The sequence below is a fragment of the Actinomadura decatromicini genome, from assembly GCF_008121305.1.
Taxonomy (GTDB): Bacteria; Actinomycetota; Actinomycetes; order Streptosporangiales; family Streptosporangiaceae; genus Spirillospora; species Spirillospora syzygii.
Window position 1 is genome coordinate 64,578 of sequence record NZ_VSRQ01000015.1, and the last position, 24,035, is coordinate 88,612.

Annotated in this window: 24 protein-coding genes; 7 read left to right on the forward strand and 17 right to left on the reverse strand. The window is 71.3% G+C overall.

What is annotated here, in order from left to right; all coding sequences use genetic code 11:
- Positions 1-124 precede the first annotated feature (124 nt).
- Both FXF68_RS41415 and FXF68_RS41420 read right to left on the reverse strand, forming a co-directional pair.
- A complete protein-coding gene (locus FXF68_RS41415; protein ID WP_187438379.1) occupies positions 125-1,267 on the reverse strand; it encodes a hypothetical protein in 1,143 nt (380 codons plus the stop codon).
- Positions 1,268-2,254: 987 nt separating this feature from the next.
- Positions 2,255-3,199: a hypothetical protein gene (locus FXF68_RS41420; RefSeq protein WP_148768308.1), complete on the reverse strand. Its 945-nt coding sequence runs from the start codon at positions 3,197-3,199 to the stop codon at positions 2,255-2,257.
- A gap of 308 nt (positions 3,200-3,507) precedes the next feature.
- Here FXF68_RS41420 and FXF68_RS41425 point away from each other — a divergent pair, with 308 nt between their 5' ends.
- Together FXF68_RS41425 and FXF68_RS41430 are read left to right on the forward strand one after the other, a co-directional pair.
- Entirely contained in the window at positions 3,508-4,491 is a 984-nt protein-coding gene (locus FXF68_RS41425; RefSeq protein WP_148768309.1) for a class II glutamine amidotransferase, read from the forward strand.
- Between the two features lie 444 nt (positions 4,492-4,935).
- On the forward strand, positions 4,936-5,148 hold the full coding sequence (locus FXF68_RS41430; RefSeq protein WP_067891851.1) for a helix-turn-helix domain-containing protein: 213 nt from the start codon (positions 4,936-4,938) through the stop codon (positions 5,146-5,148).
- A gap of 77 nt (positions 5,149-5,225) precedes the next feature.
- Here FXF68_RS41430 and FXF68_RS41435 read toward each other — a convergent pair whose 3' ends face one another.
- The 3 genes from FXF68_RS41435 to FXF68_RS41445 all read right to left on the reverse strand — a co-directional run bounded on the left by FXF68_RS41435 (position 5,226) and on the right by FXF68_RS41445 (position 8,317).
- Positions 5,226-6,494 carry a DUF2786 domain-containing protein gene (locus FXF68_RS41435; RefSeq protein ID WP_148768310.1) on the reverse strand — a complete coding sequence of 423 codons (1,269 nt, stop codon included), beginning with the start codon at positions 6,492-6,494 and terminating at the stop codon, positions 5,226-5,228.
- 167 nt (positions 6,495-6,661) lie between these two features.
- Positions 6,662-6,928, reverse strand: a complete 267-nt coding sequence (locus FXF68_RS41440) for a hypothetical protein (RefSeq protein WP_148349547.1) — start codon at positions 6,926-6,928, stop codon at positions 6,662-6,664.
- A 288-nt stretch (positions 6,929-7,216) separates the two neighbouring features.
- Positions 7,217-8,317, reverse strand: coding sequence for a winged helix DNA-binding domain-containing protein (locus FXF68_RS41445; protein ID WP_246179235.1), 1,101 nt, complete (start codon positions 8,315-8,317; stop codon positions 7,217-7,219).
- A 458-nt stretch (positions 8,318-8,775) separates the two neighbouring features.
- Here FXF68_RS41445 and FXF68_RS41450 point away from each other — a divergent pair, with 458 nt between their 5' ends.
- Together FXF68_RS41450 and FXF68_RS41455 are read left to right on the forward strand one after the other, a co-directional pair.
- Positions 8,776-9,192: a hypothetical protein gene (locus tag FXF68_RS41450; RefSeq protein ID WP_148768312.1), complete on the forward strand. Its 417-nt coding sequence runs from the start codon at positions 8,776-8,778 to the stop codon at positions 9,190-9,192.
- 932 nt (positions 9,193-10,124) lie between these two features.
- Positions 10,125-10,790, forward strand: a complete 666-nt coding sequence (locus FXF68_RS41455) for an RlpA-like double-psi beta-barrel domain-containing protein (protein ID WP_148768313.1) — start codon at positions 10,125-10,127, stop codon at positions 10,788-10,790.
- A 192-nt stretch (positions 10,791-10,982) separates the two neighbouring features.
- On the opposite strand, the gene FXF68_RS41460 is transcribed toward FXF68_RS41455, so the two are convergent.
- The 5 genes from FXF68_RS41460 to FXF68_RS41480 all read right to left on the reverse strand — a co-directional run bounded on the left by FXF68_RS41460 (position 10,983) and on the right by FXF68_RS41480 (position 16,756).
- Positions 10,983-11,777, reverse strand: coding sequence for an IclR family transcriptional regulator (locus FXF68_RS41460; RefSeq protein WP_148768314.1), 795 nt, complete (start codon positions 11,775-11,777; stop codon positions 10,983-10,985).
- A 139-nt stretch (positions 11,778-11,916) separates the two neighbouring features.
- The gene (locus FXF68_RS41465; RefSeq protein ID WP_148768315.1) at positions 11,917-13,557 is read right to left on the reverse strand and encodes a thiamine pyrophosphate-binding protein; all 1,641 of its coding nucleotides are present in this window, start codon (positions 13,555-13,557) and stop codon (positions 11,917-11,919) included.
- Positions 13,558-13,612: 55 nt separating this feature from the next.
- Positions 13,613-14,377 (reverse strand): SDR family NAD(P)-dependent oxidoreductase, encoded by a 765-nt coding sequence (locus tag FXF68_RS41470; RefSeq protein ID WP_148768316.1) that lies wholly within the window; start codon positions 14,375-14,377, stop codon positions 13,613-13,615.
- Between the two features lie 120 nt (positions 14,378-14,497).
- On the reverse strand, positions 14,498-15,433 hold the full coding sequence (locus tag FXF68_RS41475) for a TIGR03621 family F420-dependent LLM class oxidoreductase (RefSeq protein WP_187438380.1): 936 nt from the start codon (positions 15,431-15,433) through the stop codon (positions 14,498-14,500).
- A 258-nt stretch (positions 15,434-15,691) separates the two neighbouring features.
- Entirely contained in the window at positions 15,692-16,756 is a 1,065-nt protein-coding gene (locus FXF68_RS41480) for a phosphotransferase family protein (protein WP_342787239.1), read from the reverse strand.
- A 174-nt stretch (positions 16,757-16,930) separates the two neighbouring features.
- On the opposite strand from FXF68_RS41480, the gene FXF68_RS41485 reads away from it, so the two are divergent.
- Complete coding sequence (locus FXF68_RS41485; protein WP_148768319.1) at positions 16,931-17,293, forward strand: VOC family protein; 363 nt, start codon at positions 16,931-16,933, stop codon at positions 17,291-17,293.
- A 55-nt stretch (positions 17,294-17,348) separates the two neighbouring features.
- Here the strand turns inward: FXF68_RS41485 and FXF68_RS41490 are convergent, their stop codons facing one another.
- The 4 genes from FXF68_RS41490 to FXF68_RS41505 form a co-directional block, all read right to left on the reverse strand.
- The gene (locus FXF68_RS41490; RefSeq protein ID WP_148768320.1) at positions 17,349-17,717 is read right to left on the reverse strand and encodes an MmcQ/YjbR family DNA-binding protein; all 369 of its coding nucleotides are present in this window, start codon (positions 17,715-17,717) and stop codon (positions 17,349-17,351) included.
- A 38-nt stretch (positions 17,718-17,755) separates the two neighbouring features.
- Complete coding sequence (locus FXF68_RS41495) at positions 17,756-18,169, reverse strand: VOC family protein (protein WP_148768321.1); 414 nt, start codon at positions 18,167-18,169, stop codon at positions 17,756-17,758.
- Positions 18,170-18,254: 85 nt separating this feature from the next.
- Complete coding sequence (locus FXF68_RS41500; RefSeq protein ID WP_148768322.1) at positions 18,255-19,067, reverse strand: PIG-L family deacetylase; 813 nt, start codon at positions 19,065-19,067, stop codon at positions 18,255-18,257.
- A 77-nt stretch (positions 19,068-19,144) separates the two neighbouring features.
- Complete coding sequence (locus FXF68_RS41505) at positions 19,145-19,999, reverse strand: class II glutamine amidotransferase (protein WP_148768323.1); 855 nt, start codon at positions 19,997-19,999, stop codon at positions 19,145-19,147.
- Positions 20,000-20,091: 92 nt separating this feature from the next.
- On the opposite strand from FXF68_RS41505, the gene FXF68_RS41510 reads away from it, so the two are divergent.
- A complete protein-coding gene (locus FXF68_RS41510) occupies positions 20,092-20,592 on the forward strand; it encodes an HAD domain-containing protein (RefSeq protein WP_148768324.1) in 501 nt (166 codons plus the stop codon).
- A gap of 52 nt (positions 20,593-20,644) precedes the next feature.
- On the opposite strand, the gene FXF68_RS41515 is transcribed toward FXF68_RS41510, so the two are convergent.
- A complete protein-coding gene (locus FXF68_RS41515) occupies positions 20,645-21,274 on the reverse strand; it encodes an HNH endonuclease family protein (RefSeq protein WP_246179237.1) in 630 nt (209 codons plus the stop codon).
- 168 nt (positions 21,275-21,442) lie between these two features.
- On the opposite strand from FXF68_RS41515, the gene FXF68_RS41520 reads away from it, so the two are divergent.
- Complete coding sequence (locus FXF68_RS41520; protein WP_148768326.1) at positions 21,443-22,462, forward strand: methyltransferase; 1,020 nt, start codon at positions 21,443-21,445, stop codon at positions 22,460-22,462.
- A 3-nt stretch (positions 22,463-22,465) separates the two neighbouring features.
- Here FXF68_RS41520 and FXF68_RS41525 read toward each other — a convergent pair whose 3' ends face one another.
- Together FXF68_RS41525 and FXF68_RS41530 are read right to left on the reverse strand one after the other, a co-directional pair.
- Entirely contained in the window at positions 22,466-23,122 is a 657-nt protein-coding gene (locus tag FXF68_RS41525; protein WP_148768327.1) for an NUDIX hydrolase, read from the reverse strand.
- Positions 23,119-23,958, reverse strand: a complete 840-nt coding sequence (locus tag FXF68_RS41530) for a helix-turn-helix domain-containing protein (RefSeq protein WP_148768328.1) — start codon at positions 23,956-23,958, stop codon at positions 23,119-23,121. The genes FXF68_RS41525 and FXF68_RS41530 overlap by 4 nt, the downstream gene beginning before the upstream one ends.
- Positions 23,959-24,035 lie beyond the last annotated feature (77 nt).

The following is a 24,035-nucleotide window of genomic DNA, read 5'->3' on the forward strand; positions in this document are numbered from 1 at the left end:
TGTGGCGGGGCAGGGGTGGGTGGCGTGGTTGGGGCGGCGGCTGTGCGATGCGGATTCGGAGAGTTGGGTGTTTCGTGGTTGGGCGGAGTTGAGTGACGCTATGGCCAGTTGGAGTGGGGATGGGTTAGGGGCGGCGGGGGTTGGAGCGGCGTTTGGGGGGCGGTTTCTGGTCCTGTTGCTGGCGGGCCAGTGCGGAGAGGAGTCGGTCTCGGGCTTCGGTGCGGGACATCGCGGGCAGGCGCTTGGGGAGTGCGGAGGCGAGCGCCTTGGGTGCGTCGACCAGGCCGTCGTCGTCGACCGTGACGTGCTCGTCCGTCCAGGTGCCTAGGACGATCACGTTGACGGCGCCAGGGTGCCGGACGAGGAGGGCCTTGATCCTTTCGGCCTCCGTCCCGCAGTCGGCGACGAGAAGGAGGCGTCGTCCGTTGGCGCCGGTGTTCTCGCGGATGGCGAGTTCGGTCTCGAGGTAGGCGAGCGCTGCGTCGAGGTTGCCGGGGATGAAGAGCCCGGCGGTGTCGTCGTCGAGGAGTTCGTCTTCTCCGAGACCGAAGAGGACGGTGGCGTCGGGACGCGGGATCACGACGAGAGAGCTGTCGCCGTGATCGTCCAACGCCGTCAACGCCAGCACGCGCGCGCTGGCGACGGCGCCCGGTCCGGTTAGCCCCGCCGCCGAGATTGTGAAGGGATCGAGCACGGGCCGGTAGACGAGCGGCGGAGGTGACGCCGTCGGGGGATCCGTGGGCGCGGGCCAACCGGCGGCCGCGTACAGGCGGTGCCGGAACGGGTAGCAGATCGCCGCGGCGGCGGGCAGGAGCAGGCCGAGGAGAAGTACGGGCTGAAGCGACGAGGGGCGGGAGTCCAGCTCGTCCGCCCGCTTACTCGTGCGGGCCGGAGTCGGGGACGGATCGCGCGGCGTCGGGAGCTCCGCCCTCGGCGGCGATGACTGCACGTGCCTGCGCGGGCTCCGCGTCGTGGGCGTGGCGGCGGGCTCCTCAAGGTCGCCCGGAGCAGGGGGACGGTCCCTGACCGCGGGCTTCCTGTCGAACCTCTCCATCCAGCGGGGGAACTCCCGGCCGCGTGCGGATCTCTTGCGGGACCGCTCGTACTTCATCGCCAGCCATGCCTCCTTGCACTTGTGCGCGGTGTGCCGGTCACCGCCGCTCAACGCGTAACGGCAGGCCGGTGGGAGGGATCTGCGCGGCTCGGGGTCGCCGTAGACGGCCGCGTCGGCGGGTGCGACCGCGCCGAGGCAGATGGCCCCGGCCACTGCGGTACATCCCAACAGCCCGCATGTGCAGCGGATGAAGTCGCCGATCAGGACGGCGGGTGTGGGGTGTGCCAGGAAACGGATCATCTTCGCCCCGGGGGATCGCGTCGGTCACCGTGCGAATGCCGATCGTAGTCAATCCGGCTACTCAGCGTTGAACATTGCTCACAGTCGTGCAGATGAACGTTCGCTTGCGGACCGTGACCGACGGGAGCGATGTGCCCGGTGGATGCAGGTCGACCCCCTAATGGCGGGATATTTCGGGCGTTTGGCGGCGGTGAGGCGTGCCATGGCTGTCTTCTCGCTGGTCGCGGCGAATTTGCCCGGCACAAATCCCCGTCGGTCGCGTGGCATGGTTCATCGGCAAACCAAATGCATTCGGGCTATTTCGTCGAAACGTGGCCGGGCGCGCTTGCCCTGGCGGGACGGTATTACAAGTATCACCCCCGATGGCTGGGGCTCGGTGAGTGAGTTGAGGTGGTGCAGGAAGCTCCCGGTCGCCCTCAGTTCATGGGAGGGGCGAAGCTTGGCTCGATTATGCGCGTGGCTGACTCCGGACCATGTGGGCCTCGAAGATCCGCACACAGAACACTGACGTGGGTCGGTCCTGAGGATGTAACGCGTGTGGTCCCCGCCGCGTTGCCCGTTGCCCGTTGCCCGTTGCCCGTTGCCCGTTGCCCGTTGCCCGGTGCCCGTTGGCGTGGGTCCGGTGGGCCTGGGGGCGGTCCAATATCGGCGCACATTGTGCGTCCGAATTGGTCTCGACGTGGGCTAGTTGGTCCGTTGTTGTGTGTTTATCGGCGACTTATGTGGCAGAGGAGTTTCAGGATCTTGATCGATAACTGTTATGGCTGTTCCTGGCGTCGTGGTTTGTCTGAGGGCGTCGTGGGCTGTGGGGTTTGTTGTATGTCGTTGGGCGGTTTTCGCTGGCGTGGCCCGGGCATAGGGGGTGGCCGCATCTGATGGGGGAGTGGTTTCTGTTGGTGGTTAGGCGGCTGTGGGGGGTTGGGTCAGGTCGTACATGCCCAGTGGCAGGGTGTCGTCCCATAGCCAGTCGTTGATGGTGCCGTCGAAGTCGGTCGGTGGGGTGATTGCGAGGAGGTGTGGGGTCAACGGAGAGAGTTGCAGTCTGAACGGGGGCGATGGGGTCAGGTGGACGCGCCGGGTCGTCCCCCAGAAGTCGTTGAAGTCACCTTGCGTGATGTCGACGGCAGTGGCGATCGTCCGGGCCGGGTCGGTGGGGCCTGTGGCCAGCCAGGACCAGTGGTCGGTCAGCAGGTGGCGGGCGGTGGCGCGGAGGACGTTGAGGGCGGCCAGGTCATGCGGGCAGGCCACGTCGCCGATCTGGACTTCGGGGAGGCCGAAACGGCGGAGGCCGCGGGTTCGGAGCTGGACGCAGGAGCAGCCGTTCACGCCCTCCGGGTCCAACTCGGGCTCTGCGGCGATACAGCGGCCGTTGGCGCGGAACGGTGGCAGGACGTCGTCTATCCAGTCGTCGGCCAGCACGAAGCGTGTCCTTTCGGGGGCGTGCGTTCGGAGGACGCGGCCGGTGACGAGATCCGCGGCGACGCCGTCGACGGCGCGGGCGATGGCGTTCGCCGCCGCGCGGGCCACCTGGACGGCGCGGGGCTGGTCGGTGATCGGTGCGAACGCGGTGACGACGGCGAACTCCGGGGCGTTGCTGAACGCATGTGCCGCTCGCCGGTGCTCGGGACGTGCCGCCTTTATGTGCGTCGGGTCCCAGCGGAGGGTGGGGAGCTCCTCACGGGTGAGTTGGAGCTGGGGCGAGCCGAGGCGTCCGGCGACGTGGGCCTGGTAGGGCGTGGCCGGGAGTCGGTGGAGCACTGCGGCGAGGTCGTCCGGGATGCGTTCGGCGGCGACCACGAACCGAGAGGTCGTGGTGGACGGAACCGGAAACGTGATCATGGTCATGAGAGCCGCTCCTTCCCTGCCTGAACGGACATGACCAGCTTGTTCCGCCGCGGAAGAGCCCCGCACCAGAACTCAATTCTGTGGATAAGCCCGCCGCGTGGCTGGCGGAGCCGCGCCGCCGCGCCACAGCGCCGCCGCGCGACCCGGGCCGACGACCGCCCCCTGGAGACGGTGTCTTGCCCGGGGCTGTCCTTCGGATGGCCTGGTGCAGATACTCGCGCCGGTTCGATGGCATCTTCCGCACGTTGTCGGCGACCTTCGGTAATGTAGTCGTCACGTAGAGTTAAAACGTCCTGAAGGGTGACGGCATGTGCCGACTGTTCGGTATGAGTACGGGAGGTCCGCGGGTGCGGGCCTCCCACTGGCTGCTGGACGCGCCGCGGAGTCTTCGCGCCCAGAGCCACCGAATGCGGCACGGGGCCGGTCTCGGCTGGTTCTCGCTGGGCGGCGAGCCCGTCCGCGACCGCTCGCCCCTGGCCGCCTTCGAGAACGCGGACTTCGACATGCACGCCCGCAACATCCCGTCCCACACGTTCGTGGCGCACGTGCGGGACGCCTCAGTGGGCGGGCTGACCGTGCGCAACTGCCACCCCTTCGTGATGGAGGACCGCCTGTTCGCGCACAACGGGGTCGTCAAGGGGCTCAACACGCTCGCGCGATGGCTGACGGAGGTCGAGCGTGCCCGCATCGCCGGTGAGACAGACTCCGAACTGGTCTTCGCCTATGTGACCGCCGAGATCCGCCGCCATCGCGACACGACGGCCGGGCTGGTCGAAGCGGTCCAGCGCATCGGGGCCGAGCTTCCCGTCTTCTCCCTCAACCTCCTCATCGCCGAATCCGGCCGGCTGTGGGCGTTGCGCTACCCGGAGAGCAACGAGCTCTGGGTCCTCTCGCCGGACGAAGGCGGTGTGACGAGCGTCCAGGGCACGGCGACCACCGGTGAGGCTTCGACATCCAAGAATGAGGGCTCGTTACCAGCAGTCGTCATAGCCAGTGAGCCCATGGACGACCGTCCGGGCTGGAGGCTCCTCGACCCAGGTGAACTCCTCGTCGTCGAAGGGTTGGCGGAGACGTCGCATTTCCCGTTCGCGCCTCTGAGCCATCCGGTCCGCCGATCGGAGCTCTCCCTCCGCGAGGCCGCGTCCCAGCAGGTGGGCCCGTCCATGCAGATGGCCCCGTCCGCCGGAACCGCGGCCAAGCAGGCCGTGAGCGGCGCGTGCCGCCACCCTGGCGACACCGATGCCCCACGGCAGCCGGACGAGATGGCCGATTCCGGACCGATGCCCCATTGAGGACACCCCGTCGCGCCTCGTCGCGGCCATCGCACCAAGCCAGGCGGCCCGCTCGCGCGAGCGGGCCGCCCGGCGGCGTCCGGCGGCGCCCGGCGGCCGGGCCGTGCGGGTCCTCCGGCGGCGCTAGGGTCTTCGAATGGACGGTCGGCCGGTGCGCGGCCAGTCGGCCGACTGACTGGTGCGCCCCGTCAGGAGACCGGGTCGCGCGAGCGCCGGACGTCCACCCGTCGCAGGTCACGGGACGCGCGGAGCAGCGTCGCTCCGGGTTGTACGCAGCGCCGCGACACGCCGTTCACCATGAAAAAGACCAGCTTCGGCCGAATTCGCGGTGATTCGCGCGGCATCGACGGTGTAATCAGGGGAATGTGTACGTTGGGGAGATCAACACTGCTGTGAGCTGCGGGGACGGGCCCCGCCGCCCAGCATTGCGAACAGGAGGTCCTCGTGGCCCGAACACTGTCGAGAGGCACCCGTGTCACCGGTGCCGAGAGAACGCGGCTGGCCGCGGAACTGGCCCCGCGCTACGCGTCGGGTGAGAGCATCCGCGACCTGGCCGCCGAGACCGGCCGTTCCTACGGGTTCATCTACAACGTCCTGAAGGAGGCGGGCGTGCCGCTGCGCGGCCGCGGCGGCAACACACGGCGTAAGAGGACCTGACCCGCTCCCGAGATTCTGGAAGGAAGGTACGGCGAATGACCGGATGTCCCCCTCGCCCCCCGGGGGGACGCCGTGCGCTAGGAACGGCGAGACGCCCCGGTGACCTCGTGGCGCCCGTTCAGGCTGGCGAGGTCCGCGGCGGCGCGCCCGGCCACCCAGCCCTCGTGGTTGGACACCGAACCTGCCCGTCCCTTGGCCAGGTTCGGGAACATCGAGGCGACGGCCCGTTCGACGGCCCGGTCGCGCGCGGCCAGCACGGGAAGCAGATCCTTCCCGCCGGCGTCCGCGGCAGCCCGGCCCGCCGCCTCCCGGAGCCGCTCCCCGACGCGGGCGGCGTACGCGTTCAGGAAGGCGTGTCTGAACGACCGCGTCCGTGAGCGTCCCCGCGCGTCGCGCCTGGGACCCGCGTGCACCATGGCGGACGTCGCCTGAACCAGAAGCGATGTGAACAGCATCTCCACCGCCGCCAGATCGGCCGGGAAACCCAGGACCGTGGCGAACCCCAGTTCCCGATGCCACACCGCCCTGCAGCCGTTGGCGTCGGACACCACCGTCAGCAACACCGCCTTTGGCGCGTCGTAGGGGTTGTCGACGGCTATGCGCCGTCCGGACGTTCCCTCCGTGTCACCTGTCTCCACGGCGAGCAGAGCACGGTCGATGCTGTGCCGCGCCATGAGCTGCTGTGCGCGCGCGCTGAGCGCCTCCGCTTCCTCTGGGAACTCGGTCGACTCCGCCTTGGCGAGGAGGGCCCTGACCTTGCCCAGCATCCGCTGGTCGACTTCATTGGCCCGTTCGCGCCAGGCCCGCGCTGAACTGAACGAGGCCGAGGCGTCCTCGCCTTGGGCGTAGGTGCCCGGACACGGCCCCAGCCCAGGAAGGCTCGGCAAGAACTCCAGCAGATGGACGACTTCGACCGCGCAAGCGACATAGACCCTGCGGTCCACCCCTTCACGCTCACGCCACGCGGACGGGTGCGCGTCGTCGTCCTCCCACCAGACCTCGGCTCCGAGAGTGGCGAGCTGCTCCCGCCAGCGGTGGTCCACGGCCGCGCCGGCATAGGCGCGCATCTCGCTTGCGATGGCGTCCGTGACCAGACGTCCGTGCCGGGGAGTGAGCCGCCTGGACGTGTACCTCACCACGTCGGCCGGTTCCCATCCGCGTTCCCAGGCGGCGGTGACGCCCTCCCGCAGCCGTGCGGACAGGCGGCGGTCGGCGGCGAGCGCCCGACCGGGATCATCGGGTCGTCCGGCCAGTTCCGCCACGAGCCGCTGGAACGCGGCGGCGTGCCCGCGCGAGAGCGACCGCACGGCCTCCGTCGTGAGCCGTCCCGCCTCCCGCACCGTCACTCCCGCCGTCCGTCATGTCACAGGGCCAGGACGCATCCTGCCACCGGCAACGGACACCCACCCCATCAGGAGGGACGGGTTCGCCATGCGCGGAAGGCCGGCAGGCGTCCCGCATGCGAAAGCCCCCGGCCGGTCAGGCCAGGGGCTGCGCGGATGCGGGGGAGGCTCTAGTCGTCGTCCTCGCCGCGCATCTCTTCGACCACCACGCTCTGATACGCACGCGACGTGTCGGGGACGTAGCTGAGCCGTGCGAGAGCCTTGCCGCGGTGGTCCCTGATCTCGAACTGGTAGCCCTCGCGGGCCTCGCCCACGTGCGCCACCGCCTGGTCGTGCCGCAGCCGACACATCGTGTCGACCTTCTCCAGCGCCACCTTCAGGCTCCCCGCGTCGCTGATGAGCCGGGCCGGCTCACTCGTCTCCCAGATCTCGAACATTGATCGTGTCCTGTCGGCGGTCGGTCGGTCGGTAGGAACGGGCTAGGAACAGGGCGGGGCATTCCTGACGTCGGAGACAGCTTGAACCCAATTGGTGGATCTTTCAATCAGTCCAGATCTCGGATGGATCACTATTCGAAGTTGTCCACGCTCGTAGCGTCATGTGTGCATGTGGTGAGCTTTGGAGCCTTCCATCCCGCATGCCGGGCTGGATAGGATTCGTCGCTTTCGACGAGGATCCGCGCTCGTCCCGGTCGCGTCAACCACCGGTGACCTCCGTCCGGCATGTCAGCCCTCGTCGGCGACCGCGACGACCGTCTCCTTGGCGTCCGGTTCGAGGAACCGCAGCAGAGCCTCTCCCTCGACCGTGAGCGACTCTACGGCGTCGCGGGGGAGCGGCTCGAAGGGACGAAGCCGCAGCGTCGCCACCTTGCGCTTGTACTCGGTCTCCCATATCCCGCGGGCGAATCCGTCCCAGAGGAACACGGCCCGGACGCGAAGGTTCTTGGTCGTCAAGGAAGGCCGGTGCTCGTCGGCGATGACGCGCCTTCGGTCCGCGTGCGCCAGGACGAGGCTGTCGAACTCGGGCAGGAAACGAGCCGGGGCCGGGGTGTCCTCATCTGGCCGCGGCGCGTCGGGCAGGTCGAACAGCTCCCGGCCCTTGTCGTCGGCGAAGGGCCGGAGGCTTGGACGGAGCCGATCCAGCGCCTCGCCTGTTCCGGGTAGTCCGGACCACGTCTGAGCGTCGGCGGCGGACGCCGGACCGTAGGCCGCCAGGTAGCGGAGCATGAGTTCGTCCATCGCGGCGTCGGCGGCCGGAGGTGTGCCCAGCCAGGTGTCGGCCAGAGTGAACTGCGATGTGCGTGGAAAGCCCCACCTGTCCTCGGTGGGCACCATCACGAGGGGCACGCAGAGGCGGACGGCGTATCCGAGCGCCCGGTCGTTGACGTCTGGGAACTGCTCCTGAAGCAGGGCGCGCATCTCGTTGAACGTGCGAGGGCCCTCCTGCAAGAGGGAGCGTGCCGCCGGGACGACCACATCGAGGTCCAGGCCCTTCGCGCGGTCGCCCAGGACGCGGAGGGCCCCGTCCAGCATCGGTTGCATCGCGGTGCGGAACGCCGTGTAGTCGGCGTCCGTCATGAGGTGCAGCGTGGCCCGCATCATCGTCGCGCGGACCAACGACCGGTCGTGCAAGGCCGCGTGGAGGTCGGACGCGGCGAAGCCGTCGAGCCGCGTCCACAGCCCCAGGAACGGGGGCTTGGGCTCCTGCGCCTGCATGCCGCACAGCCGTCCCACGGCCTCGGCGACCGAGACGGCCTCGCGCGCGAGGAGGAGCTGCCGGGCCAGCGTCGCGCGGTTCAGCGCGCGGATGCTCAGGGTCTCTGTCACGGGGCCCAGCATGCCGGATGAGCCTTGGCGGCGCGCCCGTGCCCTGGAGTTCGCCGCCGGGGCCGCGGGCACGCGGCGGGAAAGCGCGCGCGGCGCGGCGCGGGTCGGGGACGTGGCGGATTCGTGCAGGTCAAGTCGTTGTGGACGCCGGGCGGGCGCGTCCTGGAGCGGCTCGGAACGATCGATCGCTACCCGGGTTACGGGGCGAATCCGTGAAAATGCACGTGCATCAGCTCTTGCACCTGCACGCCATTCCTAGCAGGATGAGGCCCGGCCCCCGCACGTGAACTCCCGCGGAGATCGCGATGAACGCACACTTGAGTGACAGCGACCGACAGGCGCTGAGGCTTGCCCAGGATCTCCGTGAGGAGATGCGCGCGGCACTGCCGCAGCTGTCGGCAGCCCCATCGGTCTCCCCGTTCGTCGACCAGGCGGGAAGGCCCAGCGTCCTTTTGCGCATGGACGCCGACACCGCCCACGCGCTCATGGCCCTGCTGGCCGAGCGCCGCATGGAGCGGGGAGCCGCGCCCGCCGCGGAGCCGTTCCGGGTCGAGGGCACGCACGTGCCGCCGTCCGGCACGTCCAGCCCGCCGCCGCCCACGGCCCAGGCCGTCCCGGCCGCGCAGGGCCCCGTGGTGACCGCCGTGTCGCCGTTCGGGCAACCCACCTACGCCGAGCCCGGCTACGTGGAGCCCGGGTACGCCGAGTCCGCCTACGCGGAGCCCGCGTACGACCGGCCCGCGTACGCGGAGCCCGGGTACGCGCAGGCCCCGTACGCGGAGACGCCGTTCGTCCAGCCGCAGCAGGCCGGCCGGATGTTCCCCGGCGGGACGGGCCCCACGCCGCTCCTGCCGTCCGTCTACCCGACGCGCTGACCCGGCCGAGGCGGCCCACGCCCCTCTACGCACGCAGCCCCGCCTCGCCCTGCACCCGCCCTCGGCGCGAATCCGGTTCGGCCCACACCCCTGCCTCGGCCCCTTCGCCTCGGCGTGCCCGCTTGGCCTACCCCTTGGCCCGAACCCGCCTCGGCGCGCTCCTGGCCGCGCGCGATGCCGCGCGCGATCGGACCCGGCTCCGCGCCGTGGGAACATCCCGCGGCCGCCCCCGGTTCCTATCCCTGAGGCTTACCTGGCCTTGACCCTTCGCGGGCCTGTAGCGGGCCCGTTCAGCGTTTCCGGCTCTGTTTATGCCGAGCACCTTGTGACGTGGGCCATAGTGCCATAGCGCGTCCCAGAGAGCCGAGACCTGGGTCACATCGGAAACACCCTTCGTCAAGCCGACTTAAAGATCCTTTTCGTTGCCGGAGACACCCGGTGACTGGCCCGGAAGCCTTATGGGAAAGGCGTTCAGGTCGCCACCGGAGGAAAAGATCTACCTAGTCAAAGGTAAAGAAAACCCCGGTTTGGCGAAAGTACGGTAATGCCGTATATAGTCGACGTCAGGTCAGGGTCAATGAACCGTTGACCTGGCTGAACGCAGAACCGTCGCTTCCCGCCCGCCAGGCGGGATCCACTCAGCCGAACACGGTCGCACCATGCACCGGCCGTGCACCGGGCCGAGCCAATGAGCCCCCGGTCGGCATTCCTTCCGCTTCATCGAAGCCCGCGTGACACGCACGTCCAATGACGGCCGTGTGCCTATGCGCGCGAGCGCGGTCCGCCATGCCCGCGGATCGTTCCAGCGGATTTCTCGCGGCGGGTTCATCCCGAGTCTCGAAGTCTCGGAAGCCGTTTCCCCCTGCCCGGATACCCGGCCTCAGGCCGCCCGGTGCGGAACGGCAGCCCTGTACCCCGAACAAAGGACTTTCATGCAGCAGCGAGCGATCAACGTCATCCTCACCGGCGTCACCGGCACCGCCCTCGCGGGCATGCTCGTGGCAGGCGTAGCCGCCGCCAGCGATGACTCCGCTCCCAGCAAGAAGCAGTTCCTGACCCAGGAGGCCGTGGCCTCCCAGCAGCACAGGACGCCCGACAAGCAGGCGCTCGGCAAGTCCGACCTGGGCCTGCCGAAGGCCGGCTCCAAGGCGGGCTCCAAGCGTGACTCCGCGCCGGACGCCAAGAGCGCGAAGAAGGACCCGAGGGTCCTGCTGAGCGGCAAGACCACCGCGTCCTACTTCTGGGACGACGGCTCCGGCGTGAACGGCGACACCGGCGCCCCCGCCGGCGGGAAGCCGATGCAGAAGGGCCTGTTCGCCAGCCCGAGCTGGCCGATGCACACCAAGGTGAAGGTCAGCTACAAGGGCCGCAGCATCACCGGCTTCGTCGGCGACCGCGGTCCGGGCAAGCCGTCCCACCGGGGCGTCATGCTCGACCTCGACACCTACACCTTCCGGTACCTGCTCGACGGCAAGAAGCCCGACAGCAAGTACAACGCCGGCACCGGCGAGGGCCACATCAAGGGCGTCAAGTGGGAGGTCCTCAAGTGGGGCTCCGGCGCCGGCAAGAAGGGCGCGCCCAAGCCGTTCGGCTCATGACCTGAGGCCGTACGCGGACGTGTTCCCGAGGGCGGCGTGAAGCAGCCCGTGCGGAGGCTCTCGACCACTGAGCGTGACGAAAGAGCGTGATCGCCGAGCCCGCGCCGTCCCAGGGGACGCGACCGCCAGGTCTCGCCCAGACCCGGCACAGGGCTGCCGGTGCATGGAAAACGGGGATTCCCCGGTGTCACCTCACCGGGGAATCCCCATTTTCATCTCAGCGGCGCTCTCCCGCGCGATCTCCCTGGACAGCGCCAGCGCAGCCGTGCGGACGGCGGGCGCCAGCCGGTCGAGGTCGAGCCGGCACACGTTCCCGGTGATCGAGATCGCGGCGATCGCGCGGCGCCGGTGGTCGAGGACCGGGGCCGCCACGGCGGACACCCCGGCCTCCGACTCCTCCCGGTTCACGGCGTAGCCGCGCTCGGCGGTCCGGGCCAGCTCCCGCTGGAGCAGGCCCGGCATGATGATCGTGTGCGGCGTGTACCGGACGAGCCCGGCGTCCAGGACGCGTTGCAGCCGGTCCGGCGGGCCGAGCGCGAGGAACAGCTTGCCCGTCGCCGTGCAGTACGCGGGCAGCCGCCCGCCCACCCGGGACACGATGGGCATGGAGCGGCGGCCGCTGACCTTCTCCAGGAAGAGCGTGTCCGTCCCGTCGAGGACGGCGAGGTGGATGTTCTCGTGCGTCGCCTCGTACAGGTCCTCCAGGTAGGGGAGGGCGGCCTCGCGCAGCCCCCGCGGCCGGGGGGCGCGCTGGCCGAGCACGAACAGCCGCATGCTCAGCCGGTAGCCGGTCGGGGTCCGCTCGACGCCGCCCCACCGCACCAGCTCGCTGAGCAGCCGGTGCGCGGTCGGCTTCGGCAGCCCGGTGCGGGCGGCGAGCTCGGTCAGGTTCAGCTCGGTGTCGGCGGACCCGAACGCGTCCAGCAGGCTGAGGCCGCGGGCGAGCACCGAGCGCGGCGGCTCCCCGTCCGGGTCCTGGATCTCCATCTCTCGATGGTCGCGGTGATCGCGCCCGTCGGCAAGGGCCGGAAATCCGAGCGCCGGGCCCCTCACCAGGCCCTACCTCTCCAGGGAACGACCCCCGGGCCCCCGGAAAGGGGGCTCGGGGATGCTCGCCTCGCAGCGGTCACCGGGGCTCGTGGCCGGTGATCGGGGCCTCGATGAGGAGGGGGGCGTCCAGGTCCTTGACGGCGGCGACGGCGTCGCGCAGCTCGTCCGCCGAGCCGGGGCGGACGGAGCGGATGCCGAACAGCCGCGCGGCGCTCTGCCAGTCGAGCGCGGGAGGGGCGAGGTCCATGCCCACATACTGCCCGTGTTTGGCGGATGCGCCGCCGCCTTCGTCGAGAGTGTTCTTCAACGTGCGGTATTCGCCGTTGTTCATGACGACGAACGCGACGGGCGTCTCGTAGCGGGCGGCGCTCCACAGGCCCTGGAGGCCGAACATGGCGCAGCCGTCGCCGAGGACGGCGACGACCGGGCGGTCCCCGCTGCCGAGCCGGGTGCCGACCGCCGCGCCGATGCCCCAGCCGAGCCCGCCGCCGACCGTGTGCACGTACGAGCCGGGACGGTCCTGGCGCAGGACGGCGCGCAGCTTCAGGCCGGTGGTGATCGCCTCCTCGACGACGATCGCGTCGTCCGGGAGCCCGGCGGCGACGGCGTGCGCGGCGGCCCCCGGGTCCATCGGGGACGGCCCGTAGGCCGCCAGCGCGGCCGACTCGGGCTCCTCCCGCAGCCGGGCGTGCCGCTCGGCGAGCCGCGCGGCGCGTTCCCGCGCGTCGGGGACGCGGCCGTCCAGCCGGTCGGCGAGCGCCCGCAGCGTGCCCGGCAGGTCGCCGGTCAGGCCCTCCCGGACGGCGAAGTTCCGGCCGATCTCCGCCGGGTCCTCGTCGAGCTGGACGATCGGCAGCGCTTCCGGCACGGCGGGCCCGGGCGTGTAGTGGTGCGCCATGAAGGCGTGGCAGCCCACGATCAGCGCCGCGTCGTACTGGGCGAGGGTCTCGCGGATGGCGGCGTTGCGCGGCACGAGCATCCCCGCGTACAGCGGATGCCCGGTGGGGAAGTCGATCCCGTCGTTCATCGGCTGGTGGTGGACGGCCGCGCCGAGCCGCTCGGCGAGGGCGACGAGGTCGGCGACCGCGCCGGTGCGGCCGACCGCGTCGCCCGCGATGATCACCGGGCGCTCCGCCGCCGCGAGCAGCTCGGCCGCCGCCGAGACGTCGGCCGGGCCGGGGCCGGTCACCGGGGACCGCGCCGGGAGGGCGACGTCCATCGCCTCGTCCAGCAGGTCCATGGGGACCGAGACGAGGACGGGGCCGGCGGGCGGCCGGGCCGCCAGCGCGAACGCGCGGCGCAGCACGATCGGCAGGTCGTAGGCGTGCTGCACCTCGATCGCCTGCTTGGTCGCGGCGGCCGCGAGCCCCACCAGGTCGCCGGACAGCATCGGGTCCTGGATGAGGTGCCGCCGGTCCTGCTGCCCGGCGACGATCACCATCGGGGTGCGGGAGCGCAGCGCGTTCAGCATCCCGATCAGCCCGTTCGCGACGCCCGCCGCGACGTGCAGGCTGACGAGGGACGTCCGCCCGGTCGCCCGCGCGTACCCGTCGGCCATCGCCACGACGGAGCATTCCTGGAGGCCCAGGACGTACTCCAGGTCGGGGGCGTCCACCAGGGCGTCCATCAGGGGGAGTTCGGTCGTGCCGGGGTTGCCGAAGATCCGGGTCACGCCCTCGTCCCGGGCGATCTCCAGCAGCGCCTCGATCGGCCTCATGTCCTGCCTTTCCACGCCCCGTCCGGGGCGGTTCGCGCGTGTTCCGGACGGCGGCTCAGTGCTTCGCCGAGCCGCCGTCGATGTTGATCGTCTGGCCGGTGAGGAACCCGCTGCCCTCGTCGCACACGTACAGCAGCGTGGACACGAGGTCGCGCGGCTCCTCCACCGCCCGGATCACCTGCAGGTCGCGCACCCGCTCGAAGCCGCCGTCCGCGCCGGTCGTGCGGGCGGCGGTCTCGGTGCGGGTGAGGCCGGGGGAGATCGCGTTCACCGTGATCCCGTGCCCGCCGACCGCGCTCGACAGGGCCCGCGTGAACCCGACGAGCCCCGCCTTGGACGTCGTGTACGCGACCAGGTCGGGCGGCCCGAGGAACACGACCGCGGACACGATGTTGACGACCCGTCCCCAGCCGGCGGCCTTCATGTGCGGCAGCGCGGCCCGGGTCACGAGGAACGGCCCGTCGAGGTTGACCCGCATGATCCGGCGCCAGTCCTCCAGCGTCGTCTCCTCGAACTCCAGCGGCGGGTACACCCCGGCGTTGTTGACGAGGATGTGCAGGCCGCCGAACCGGGCCGCGACCTCCTCGACCGCGGCCTGGACCTCGTCCGGGTCGGTCACGTCCGCGCGGACGGGGTGGAAGGACTCGCCGACCAGTTCCGCGGTGCCGGACTGGTCGGCGAGGTCGAGTCCGGCGACGAGGTGGCCGCGCCGGGCGAGGGCGATCGCGAACTCCCGCCCGAGCCCGCCCGCCGCGCCGGTGACGAGTGCGACCCGCTGCTTCGCGTTCGTGGGGGCGTCCGTGGACGGTGTCTCGCTCATGGCCTGCAGCCTGCGGCACGTTCGCCGGGCCCGACAAGACGGCCTTTTCATTCATTGGAACAGCGTCCTGATGGGGGCGTGGCGTCTGTCACACGGCCGCCCGCAGGTCTGTTCCCGGCGTCAGGTGAGCAGCGGGACGACGGGGGCGAACTCCTCCATCATCGCGTCCGGCACCTGGTAGTAGCTGAACCCGTAGCGGTCGCGGCGGGCGAGCATCTGCTCGGCGACGTGCTCGGGCGGGCCGACGAACTGGGACGGCATGTCCAGCACGAGTTCGGCGGCCGACGTCCCCCAGCCGCGCAGGACGGCGACCTTCGCCGCCGTCCGCCGCGGGTCGGGGCCGAACGCGGGCGTGACCATCATGCTGAGCTCGACGTCCCGGTCCCCGGCGGCCTCGCGCACCCACTCGACCTTGCGGGCGATGGTGTCGGGGAGCCGCTCGGTGATCTCGTCGGAGATCGTCCCGTCGGGGCGGGCGCGGGGCAGGATGCCGACCGTGTCGGCGTGCCGCCCGGCGATGCCGAGCATGCGGCGGCTGCCCGCGCCGACGACCAGCGGCGGGCGCCGCTCCGGCGTCGGGAAGACCGTCAGGCCGTCGACGCGGTAGTGGTCGCCCGCGAACGTCGTCTTCTGGCCGGAGAGCAGGCTCCGCAGGATCCGCAGCGACTCCTCCAGGCGGCCGACCCGGACACCGGCGTCGTCGAACGGCATCCCGGCGGCCTCGTACTCGTCGCGCAGCCAGCCCGCCCCGACGCCCAGCTCGAAACGCCCCCCGGACAGGTGATCGAGCGTGGCGGCCTCCTTCGCCAGCATCACCGGATGCCGGTAGTCGTTGGCCAGCACCATCGTCCCCAGCCGCAGCGTGCTCGTTACGGACGCCGCCGACGCCAGCGCCACCATCGGCGCGAGCTGCTCGCCGAACGGCTCCGCGACGAAATGGTCGCGCAGGACCAGGACGTCGTAGCCGAGCTCCTCCGCGCGCCGCGCCGTATCGGCCAGCCCGGCGCCGGAACGGATCGACTCGCCCACGACGCCGAAACGGAAATTCCTGTTCATGGCGTGAGCATGCCCGGCTGAGGCGCCTCGTCGCTGGCGGGAATCCGACATCGGGTTCCGGGGACCACCGGCCGCGTTTCGACCGGTGGAACGGGGCGAGTGGCTCGATCGCCGCCTGCTTGCGGCGTAAGGGCGTCACCGACTGCCCCGCTCTCACCGGTCATATCCAGGCTGCGTCGCGCGATCTGGAAATGCAACCCGTCCGGATACCGCGCGTCACCGTCCGGGCCGCGGACCACCGACACGCTGGGGCGGGACTCAGCCGCCGATGAACCCCTGCGCGCGTGTAAACAGGCCCAAAGTGATCGTGTGGAGGAGGTCGCCCGTCTCCCTGGGCGCCTTTCCCGCGTGGGCGCGGGCGTTCGTCCCCTCCAGGACGATCCCGAGCTTGAAGCAGGCCAGCACCGCGTACCAGGTGATGGACGACAGGTCGCGTCCCGCCACGGCGTCCGAGCGCTCCGCGTAGGTCGCGACCAGGTCGTCCGTCGCGGGCAGGGCGCCGGTCGCGCCGAGCGGCCCGGCGAGCGCCGCGCCCGGATCGTCGCGGTCCGGCCAGGTGGCGAGCAGCCAGCCGAGGTCGAGCAGCGGGTCGCCGATCGTGCACATCTCCCAGTCGACGATCGCGGCGACCTCCGGCCCGTCGAACGAGTACATGAGGTTGGCGAGGTGGTAGTCGCCGTGCAGGATGCCCGGACGCCACCGGTGCGGGCGGTGCTCCTCCAGCCAGCGGGCGACGTCGTCCAGGCCGGGGATGTCGGGCCCGGGGTAGCCGTCCAGCGCGCGGTAGGAGTCGAGCTCGGACAGCCAGCGGCTCACCTGGCGTTCGAGGAAGCCCTCGGGTCTGCCGAAGCCGCCGAGCCCGACCGCCTCGTGGTCGACCGCGCCCAACGCCGACAGCGCGCGGGCCGCGTTCAGCCCCATCCCGCGCTGGATCGCCTTGTCGCCCGCGTGCGATTCCGGCAAGGTCACCGTCGGGTTGAATCCGTCCACGGGAGTCATGAGGTAGAAGACCGCGCCGTTCATGACGGACTCGTCGGGGCAGGCGGCGATGAGGCGCGGCGCGGGGACGCCGGTGCCGTCGAGCGCCGCCAGCACGCGGGCCTCGCGGCGCAGGACGTCGTTCGTCCGCGCCCGCAGGTGGGCGGGCCCGCGCCGCAGCACGTAGTCGCGCCCGCCCCGGCCGAACCGGATCAGCGTGTTCTGCGTGCCCCCGGCGAGGGGCCGGACGTCCTCGAACGGGCCGCCCGGCAGGCCCTGCCCGTCCATCCAACCGGAGAGGACCTCGAAGTCCACGAGGGCGCGGTCGATCTGCTCAGGCTGCACGACGCGAGGTTCCCTTTCGAGACGGGGAGTACCGGACAGTAACAGTCGGACCATTCCCCGTGCCGGGGGCGGACACCCGCCCGCGACCCGCCGCGCGCGGTTCACATTCGTCCAAGACCCGCGGGGTCCCGGGCGACCAGACTGGGCATGCCGACCACGACGAGGGAGGACACCATGACCAGTGAGATCCGCCGGACGTTCTACCCCCTGATCAACTGCGCTGACCCCGCCGCGTCCATGGAATGGATGGAGAAGGCGTTCGGCTTCGAGCCGGTCGCCGTGCACCGGGACGACGCCGGGGAGATCGTCCACGCCGAGATGAGGTACGACACCGGCCTGCTCATGTTCGGCAAGGGCACGCCGGGCACGTCGGCCGTCTACGTCGCGGTCGACGACCCGGACGCCCACCACGACAAGGCCCTGGCCGCCGGGGCCGACGTCTTCCGCGAACTCGCCGACCAGGACTACGGCTCCCGCGACTACGCGGCCCATGACCTGGACGGCAACGAGTGGTACTTCGGCACCTACCGCCCCTGAGCCCGGCGGCGTCCCGGCACCGGATCCGCCGCCCAGGGGACTGCCGGTCAGCCCGTCAGTTCGGCAGTTCGGCGCGCCGGGCCTTGGGCAGCCGGGCCACGACCAGGTCGTAGGACTGGTCGATCAGCTCCAGCAGCTCGTCGTCGGGCACCGAGCCGTCGAGGACCACCGTGTTCCAGTGCCGCTTGTTGAGGTGGTAGCCGGGCGTGATCGCGGCGTGCCGGGCGCGCAGCTCGTCGGCGAGGTCGGGGTCGCACTTGAGGCTGACGCTCCCCGGCGCGTCGCCGAGCGAGACCAGCGCGAACATGCGCCCCGCCACCTTGAACACGGCGACCCCGTCGCCGAACGGGTAGTCCTCCGCTGAGCCCCGCTTGGCCAGGCATTCGGCGATCACCCGGTCGCGGCGCGCGTCGTCCGTCGTCACGGGGCTACCGTAGCCCGCGCCGCCGACGGTCCCGGAGATCAGCCCTGCGGCGGGCTGATGTTGACCATCCACGGCACGCCGAACCTGTCGACGCACATGCCGAACTCGTCGCCCCAGACCTGCTTCTCCATCGGGACGGTGACCGTCCCACCCTCGGAGAGCCTGGCCCAGTAGCCGCGCAGCACGTCGCCGTCGTCGCCGCTGACGCTGACCGAGCAGCCCGCCATGGGCTGGTACGGCATGTCGCCGACGACGTCGCCCGCCATGATCGTGTAGCCGTCGGCGGTCTCCAGCATCGCGTGCATGACACGGTCGGCGTCCGGCGAGTCGGCGCCGCCGACCTCGCCGACGGTGTTGACGACCAGCTCGCCGCCGAACACGTCGGCGTAGAACTCCATCGCCTGGCGCGCGTCGCCGTCGAAGGTCAGATAGGGATTCAGCCTTGAGGACATGGTTCCCCCGAATGAACGATCGTACTTTCGGTGCTATCGGTGACTTACCCGTAATGCCGGGACGAATGAGTAAAGGCGGAGTCGGTCAGCGCAGGCCCGCGAACAGGTCGTCCTCGTGGTCGGGGGCCTCGACGCGGCAGAAGCGCCGGACGAACGCCTCCGACGAGAACGCCATGTGCTGCAGCTCCTCCGACATCTTCAGGAAGAAGATGTTCTCGCCCTGGCTGGCGTGCGCCTCCAGCGCCTTGCGCTTGGCCTCGACGTGCGCGGACACGTCCAGGACGCTGGTGACCAGCTCGTCCGGGGTGCCGAAGTCGTCCGGCGGCTCGAAGCCGATCTCCACGCCGGCGGCGGTCGCCGCCTCGAACATCCGCCGGATGCCGGAGCGCGGCATGGCCGTGTAGTACAGCTTGTCGGGGATGCCGGTGCGCTCGGCGGCGGCCAGCGCGATGCGGTGCGCCTGGATGTGGTCGGGATGCCCGTAGCCGCCGTTCTCGTCATAGGTCACGACGACCTGCGGCCGGTAACGCTCCATCAGCTCGGCGAGCCGCCCGGCGGACTCGTCCAGCGGGATGTTCGCGAACGCCCTCGGGTCGTCGTTGGTGGACCAGCCGACCATGCCCGAGTCGCGGTAGCCGAGCAGTTCGAGGTGGGTGATGTCGAGCAGCCCGACCGACTCGCGAAGCTCCGCGAGCCGCCGCTGCGCGACGCCTGCGGCGTCGTGCCCGGGGTCGCCCGGCTTCAGCCCGCCCGAGTCGTCGCCCTGCTCGCCGTTCGTGCAGGTCACAAGGACGGTTCGGATGCCCTCGGCGGCGCTGCGGGCGAGCAGGCCGCCGGTCCCGAGGACCTCGTCGTCGGGGTGGGCGTGGACCGCCATCAGTGTTCGTTCGCGCGTCATCCGGGCTCCTAGAAGGGGCTTGCTCGTCCGGCGGTCCACCCTACGTCGCGCCGCCGACAATCGATCATGTCCGGTGATCACGTCTGGGACGTGGACTCCGTCTCCGACAGGTCGGCCACGGTCAGCGGGTGCGCGGGCGCGTCGAACGGGCGCACCGACGACGTCGCCCGGCCGTCCACGACGAGCAGCTCGCCGGGGTCGAGGAGCCGCCAGCCCGGGTCGTCGTCGAGGCGCTCGCTGGCGAGGACGCAGGCGGGCGCCGGCTCCCGGTGCGCGGCGACACGGACGACGCCGGGCTCGCGGCCCGCGCCGAGGTGCCGGGCCGCGCCCGACTCGCGCAGTTCGGGCCGCAGCACCCACAGCTCGTGCGAGGCGGGGTAGCGCAGCGCCCAGATCCGCCCCGCCTCGGCCAGCAGGACGTTCAGCGCGAACACCGGAAGCTCGGCGGCGATCCGCCGGACGGCCGAGATCAGCCCGGCCGTCGTGTCGCCGTTCCGTCGGATCTCCGCCGTGACGTAGGCGAACACGAGCTCGGAGTCGGTCTGCCCCCGGACCCGCGCGCGATCCACGTCGGTGAGCCAGGAGTCGAGGACGTCGAGCCCGCGCACCACGCCGTTGTGCGCGAAAAGGCGGTCGTCCATGACGAACGGGTGCGAATTGTGGACGTCGGGCGCTCCCGTGGAGGCGTAACGGACGTGCGAGACGAACGTGTGCGACGCGACCGCGCGCGCCTCGGAATTGAAGTCCGCGTCCTTGTAGGCGGCCAGGGGAGCGCGGTCGCGGACGGGCTCCTCGCCGAGCGAGAACCAGCCGAGGCCCGTCCCGTCGGGCATGCGGCGGCTCTGCGCGCTGAGGCTGTCGGGGGCGTCCACCAGCCAGAACGTCGCGTGGACGCGGGGCCCGCCGGTCGTCATCCCGAACAGTCGGCACATGTCCGGACGATGCCCCGGCGGACGCCGACTATTACTCCCGTCCGCGAAAAACGACCTTCGACGGTGGGCCCCGGATGTCGTACGGTCCGGGTATGGGGTCGCCGGTGATTCTGCTCGACGTGGACGGGGTTCTGAATCCATTTGAAAGGCCGCACCGCGGTTACAAGCGGCACAGATGCTCGCCGAACGGCATGACGTTCAAACTCTGGCTCAACGCGGCGCACGGGCCGTCGCTGCTCGGCCTGGCCGAGTCGTCGGGCGCGGAGCTCGCGTGGGCGAGCTACTGGTGCGACAACGCCAACGAGTGGATATCGCCCCGCATCGGGCTGCCGGAACTGCCGTTCGTCCCGATCCCGCGGTTCCCCGGGGTCGAGGAGGGCCGGACGCTCGGCGCGTGGAAGGCCCGGCACGTCGCCGCGTGGACGGAGGGCCGCCCGTTCGTCTGGTTCGAGGACGAGCCCGACGCCACCGCCTGTATCGCGGCCGAGCCGGACGTCGCCGACCACCTCCTCGTGGAGATCGATCCGCTCACCGGCCTGACCGACGCGCACATCGAGACCGCCGCCGACTGGCTGCGCGCCCTCCAGCGGTGAACGGCGGGGCTCGCGGCCTCCGAGCCGTGAACCCCGCCGGTGCCCACCCGGATCAGCAGGTGCCGAGCAGGCGCCCGAGCGCCGCCTTCTCCGCGGAGTCGACGGTCAGTTCGTAGCGGTACTTCACGTCGATCCACGACCTGGCGTACATGCAGCGGAACGAGGCCAGCGGCGGCGTCCACACGGCCGGGTCCTTGTCGCCCTTGGCCTGGTTGACGTTGTCGGTGACCGCCCACAGTTGCGAACTGTTCAGGTCGTTGGCGAACTGGCGGCGGCGCGCGGTCGTCCAGGTGTTGGCGCCCGACCGCCACGCTTGTGCGAGCGGGACCATGTGGTCGATGTCGAGGTCGTCGCGCTGCGTCCAGACGGCGCCGTCGTAGGGGCTGCGCCACGTGCCCGAGACGGCCTGGCATTCGGAATTGACCTGGACGTTCTCGCCGTCCCGTTTCAGGACGACTTCCCGGGTATTGCAGTTGTTGCCCTGGTCGATCCAGTGCGGGAATTTCTCGCGGGTGTATCCGTCCATCGAGCCTTCGGCCTGGACGGTCAGGGCGGCGAGGTGCTGGGACGCCGTGCCCGCGTCCGGCGGTGGCGGCGGCGCGGCATCGGCGGCGGTGGCGGGCGCGACCAGGGCAGCGGTGAACAGGGTGACGGCGGTGACGGTGATCCCCGTGCGTTTCACGGGAAGCTCCTTTTCGCTCGGGAGCATAAACGCCGTCAGTCTCGAATAGCCGAATCAAATTGAAGATCGTGATCAGGTCATGGGTCAGGTCGCATTCGTCCAAGACACTTCCTCGGGGACGCACGTAACGTCGCGGATGCTCACGAAAGCCGAGGAAGGGAGCCGTCCATGGCACGGACGCCGTCGAGATCACCGCTGCTGGACCTCGCGTTCGGCTACATGCCGGCGCAGCTCATCCACACCGCCGCCGAGATCGGCGTAGCCGACGCCCTGTCCGCCGGGCCGCGGTCCAGCGCGCAGCTGGCGGCGGACACCGGGACCCACGCGCCGTCCCTGTACCGGCTGCTGCGCGGCCTCGCGGGGTTCGGCGTCGTCGAGCAGAAGGAGCGCGACCTCTTCGCCCTCACCGAGGAGGGGCGGCGGCTGCGCGCCGACGACCCCGACTCGGTCCGCTCACTGATCCGGCTGTTCTGCGGCCCCGAGGTCTGGCGGGCGTGGGGCGACATGACCGAGACCCTGCGCACCGGCGAGTACGCGTGGAAACGCGTCACCGGAACGACGCCATTCGAGTTCTTCCAGAGAAATGGCGAACTGTCCGAGACGTTCAACGCCGCGATGGCCGAGCACACGCGGGCCGTCGCGCCGGACATCGTCGTGGCCCACGACTTCGCCCGCTACCGGACGGTCGCCGACCTCGGCGGCGGCGACGGCACCCTCATCGCCGAGATCCTGCGCGCGAACCCGGGGCTGCGCGGCGTCCTGTTCGACCTGCCGCCCGGCCTCGCCGGGGCGGCCGCGAACCTCGGCGAAACCGCCGACCGGATCGAGATCGTCGCGGGCGACTTCTTCGAGTCCGTCCCCGAGGGCGCGGACGCCTACGTCATGAAGAGCGTGCTCCACGACTGGGACGACGCGAAGGCCGCCGCGATCCTGCGGACCTGCCGTGCCGCGATGCGCCCGGACGCGCGGCTGCTCGTCCTGGAGCAGGTCATGCCGGAGTTCGTCACCGAGGAGACGCGGGGCGTCGTGCGCAACGACCTCAACATGCTCGTCTCGACCGGCGGCCGGGAGCGCACCGAGGCCGAGTTCCGGGGCCTGCTGGAAGGCGCCGGGTTCGCGGACGTCGCGCTCACCGGACCGCTGCCGCCCGCCGGATACCACGTCATCGAGGCGCGCCCCGCCGGGTGACCGTCAGTTGCGCGTCCAGTCGGGCTGGACGAAGTCGGCGACCCGCACCCGCCGGCCGAGCAGGACCACCTCACGGAACTGCCACAGCATCGCCCCGGTCGGGGCATGGACGCGCCAGTCGGGGCCGAGCCGCATCTGGAGCAGGCGGCCGCCGTCCGGCCGCGGCACCCACCGCGGCGTGTCGTCGGCGGCGAGCCGCCGCAGGCTCACATGGTGGACGGAGTGGACCTCGTCCGGGCTCGGCGCGAGCGGGCCCGGATCGTCCAGCGCCAGCACGATCGGCGTGATCGAGAAACCGGACGTGGCGGGGAAGTCGTCGAGCCGTCCGAGCACGTCGCCCGGCGCGGCGGCGAGGCCGATCTCCTCGCGCAGCTCCCGCAGCGCGGCCTCCTCGGGCGTCTCGCCGTCCTCGAGCCCGCCACCGGGCAGGCCCCACTGCCCGGCGTTCCGGCCCCGGTACGCGCGCCTGATCAGGATCACCGACGGGACGCCCGCGTGCTCCACCGCGCACAGCACGACCCCGGCGCGGCGCAGCCCGGGCGCGTCCGGGACGGTCGTGTGCGCGAACGCGCCGAGCCGCGCGGCGGCGAGCGTGCGGAACGCGGCGAGATCGTCGAACGGGTCGGGGGAGTCCGGGTGGCCGAGGGGGGCGTCCGTCATGCGTCGATACTGCCAGGGCCGCTTTCGCGCGCGTACCTCGCGGGGGACGTCCCGACCGCCGCCGTGAAGTCGCGGACGAAATGCGCCTGGTCGGCGTAACCCAGCTCGGCCGCCAGCGCGGCCCAGTCGGGCGGCGACCCGGACGCGGCCCGCTCGGCGGCCTCCTGCATCCGGAACCGGCGGATCACCCACTTCGGGCCGATGCCCACGTACTCGCGGAACAGCCGTTGCAGGGTGCGGGCGCTGAGCCCCGCCTCCTCGGCGAGCCGGTCCACTCGGACCAGGCCTGGCGACGCCGCGATCCGCTCCACGATCCGCGCCGCCCGCTCGATGGACGGGTCGGGCTCCGGCCGCAGCCCGATCAGGAACGACGCCAGCCGCGCGACGGCCGCGCCGTCGTCGGCGGTCGCGAAGACCTCGTCGGCGAGCGCCCGGCCGGGCGCGCCGAACACCTCGTCCACCCCGGCGAACCGGCCGGTGAGCGTGGCGACCGGGCCGCCCGCGAACGGCCGGAAACCGCCCGGCCGGAACGCCGCGCCGACCACCCGCCCCTCGCCCGCGATCTCCTCGGTGAAGTCGTCGCGGACGACGCCGACGACGCGGGCCCGGGTCGTCCCGGACGTCAGGTAGCTCGTGAACGTCACATGCACGGACGGCCGCGTGAGCACCTGCTGCCGGTGCGGTGGCCGCCCCCGCAGATCCCAGCGGAGCACCCACAGGTGCGCCACGAAGGGGGCCAGCTCCGGCGGCGGCGCGATCCGCTCGACCCGGAAGCTGTCGAGGGCCGTCCGCGGGCGCAGGATGCCGCGCGTCCCATCGGGTAGGGGACGTCCCATCGCCCCAGGCTAAGCGGCCCGTGCCGGGGAGATGTCGCGTTTTTGCAAGACGCGCGCCCGAGCCCCCGCCTAGCGTT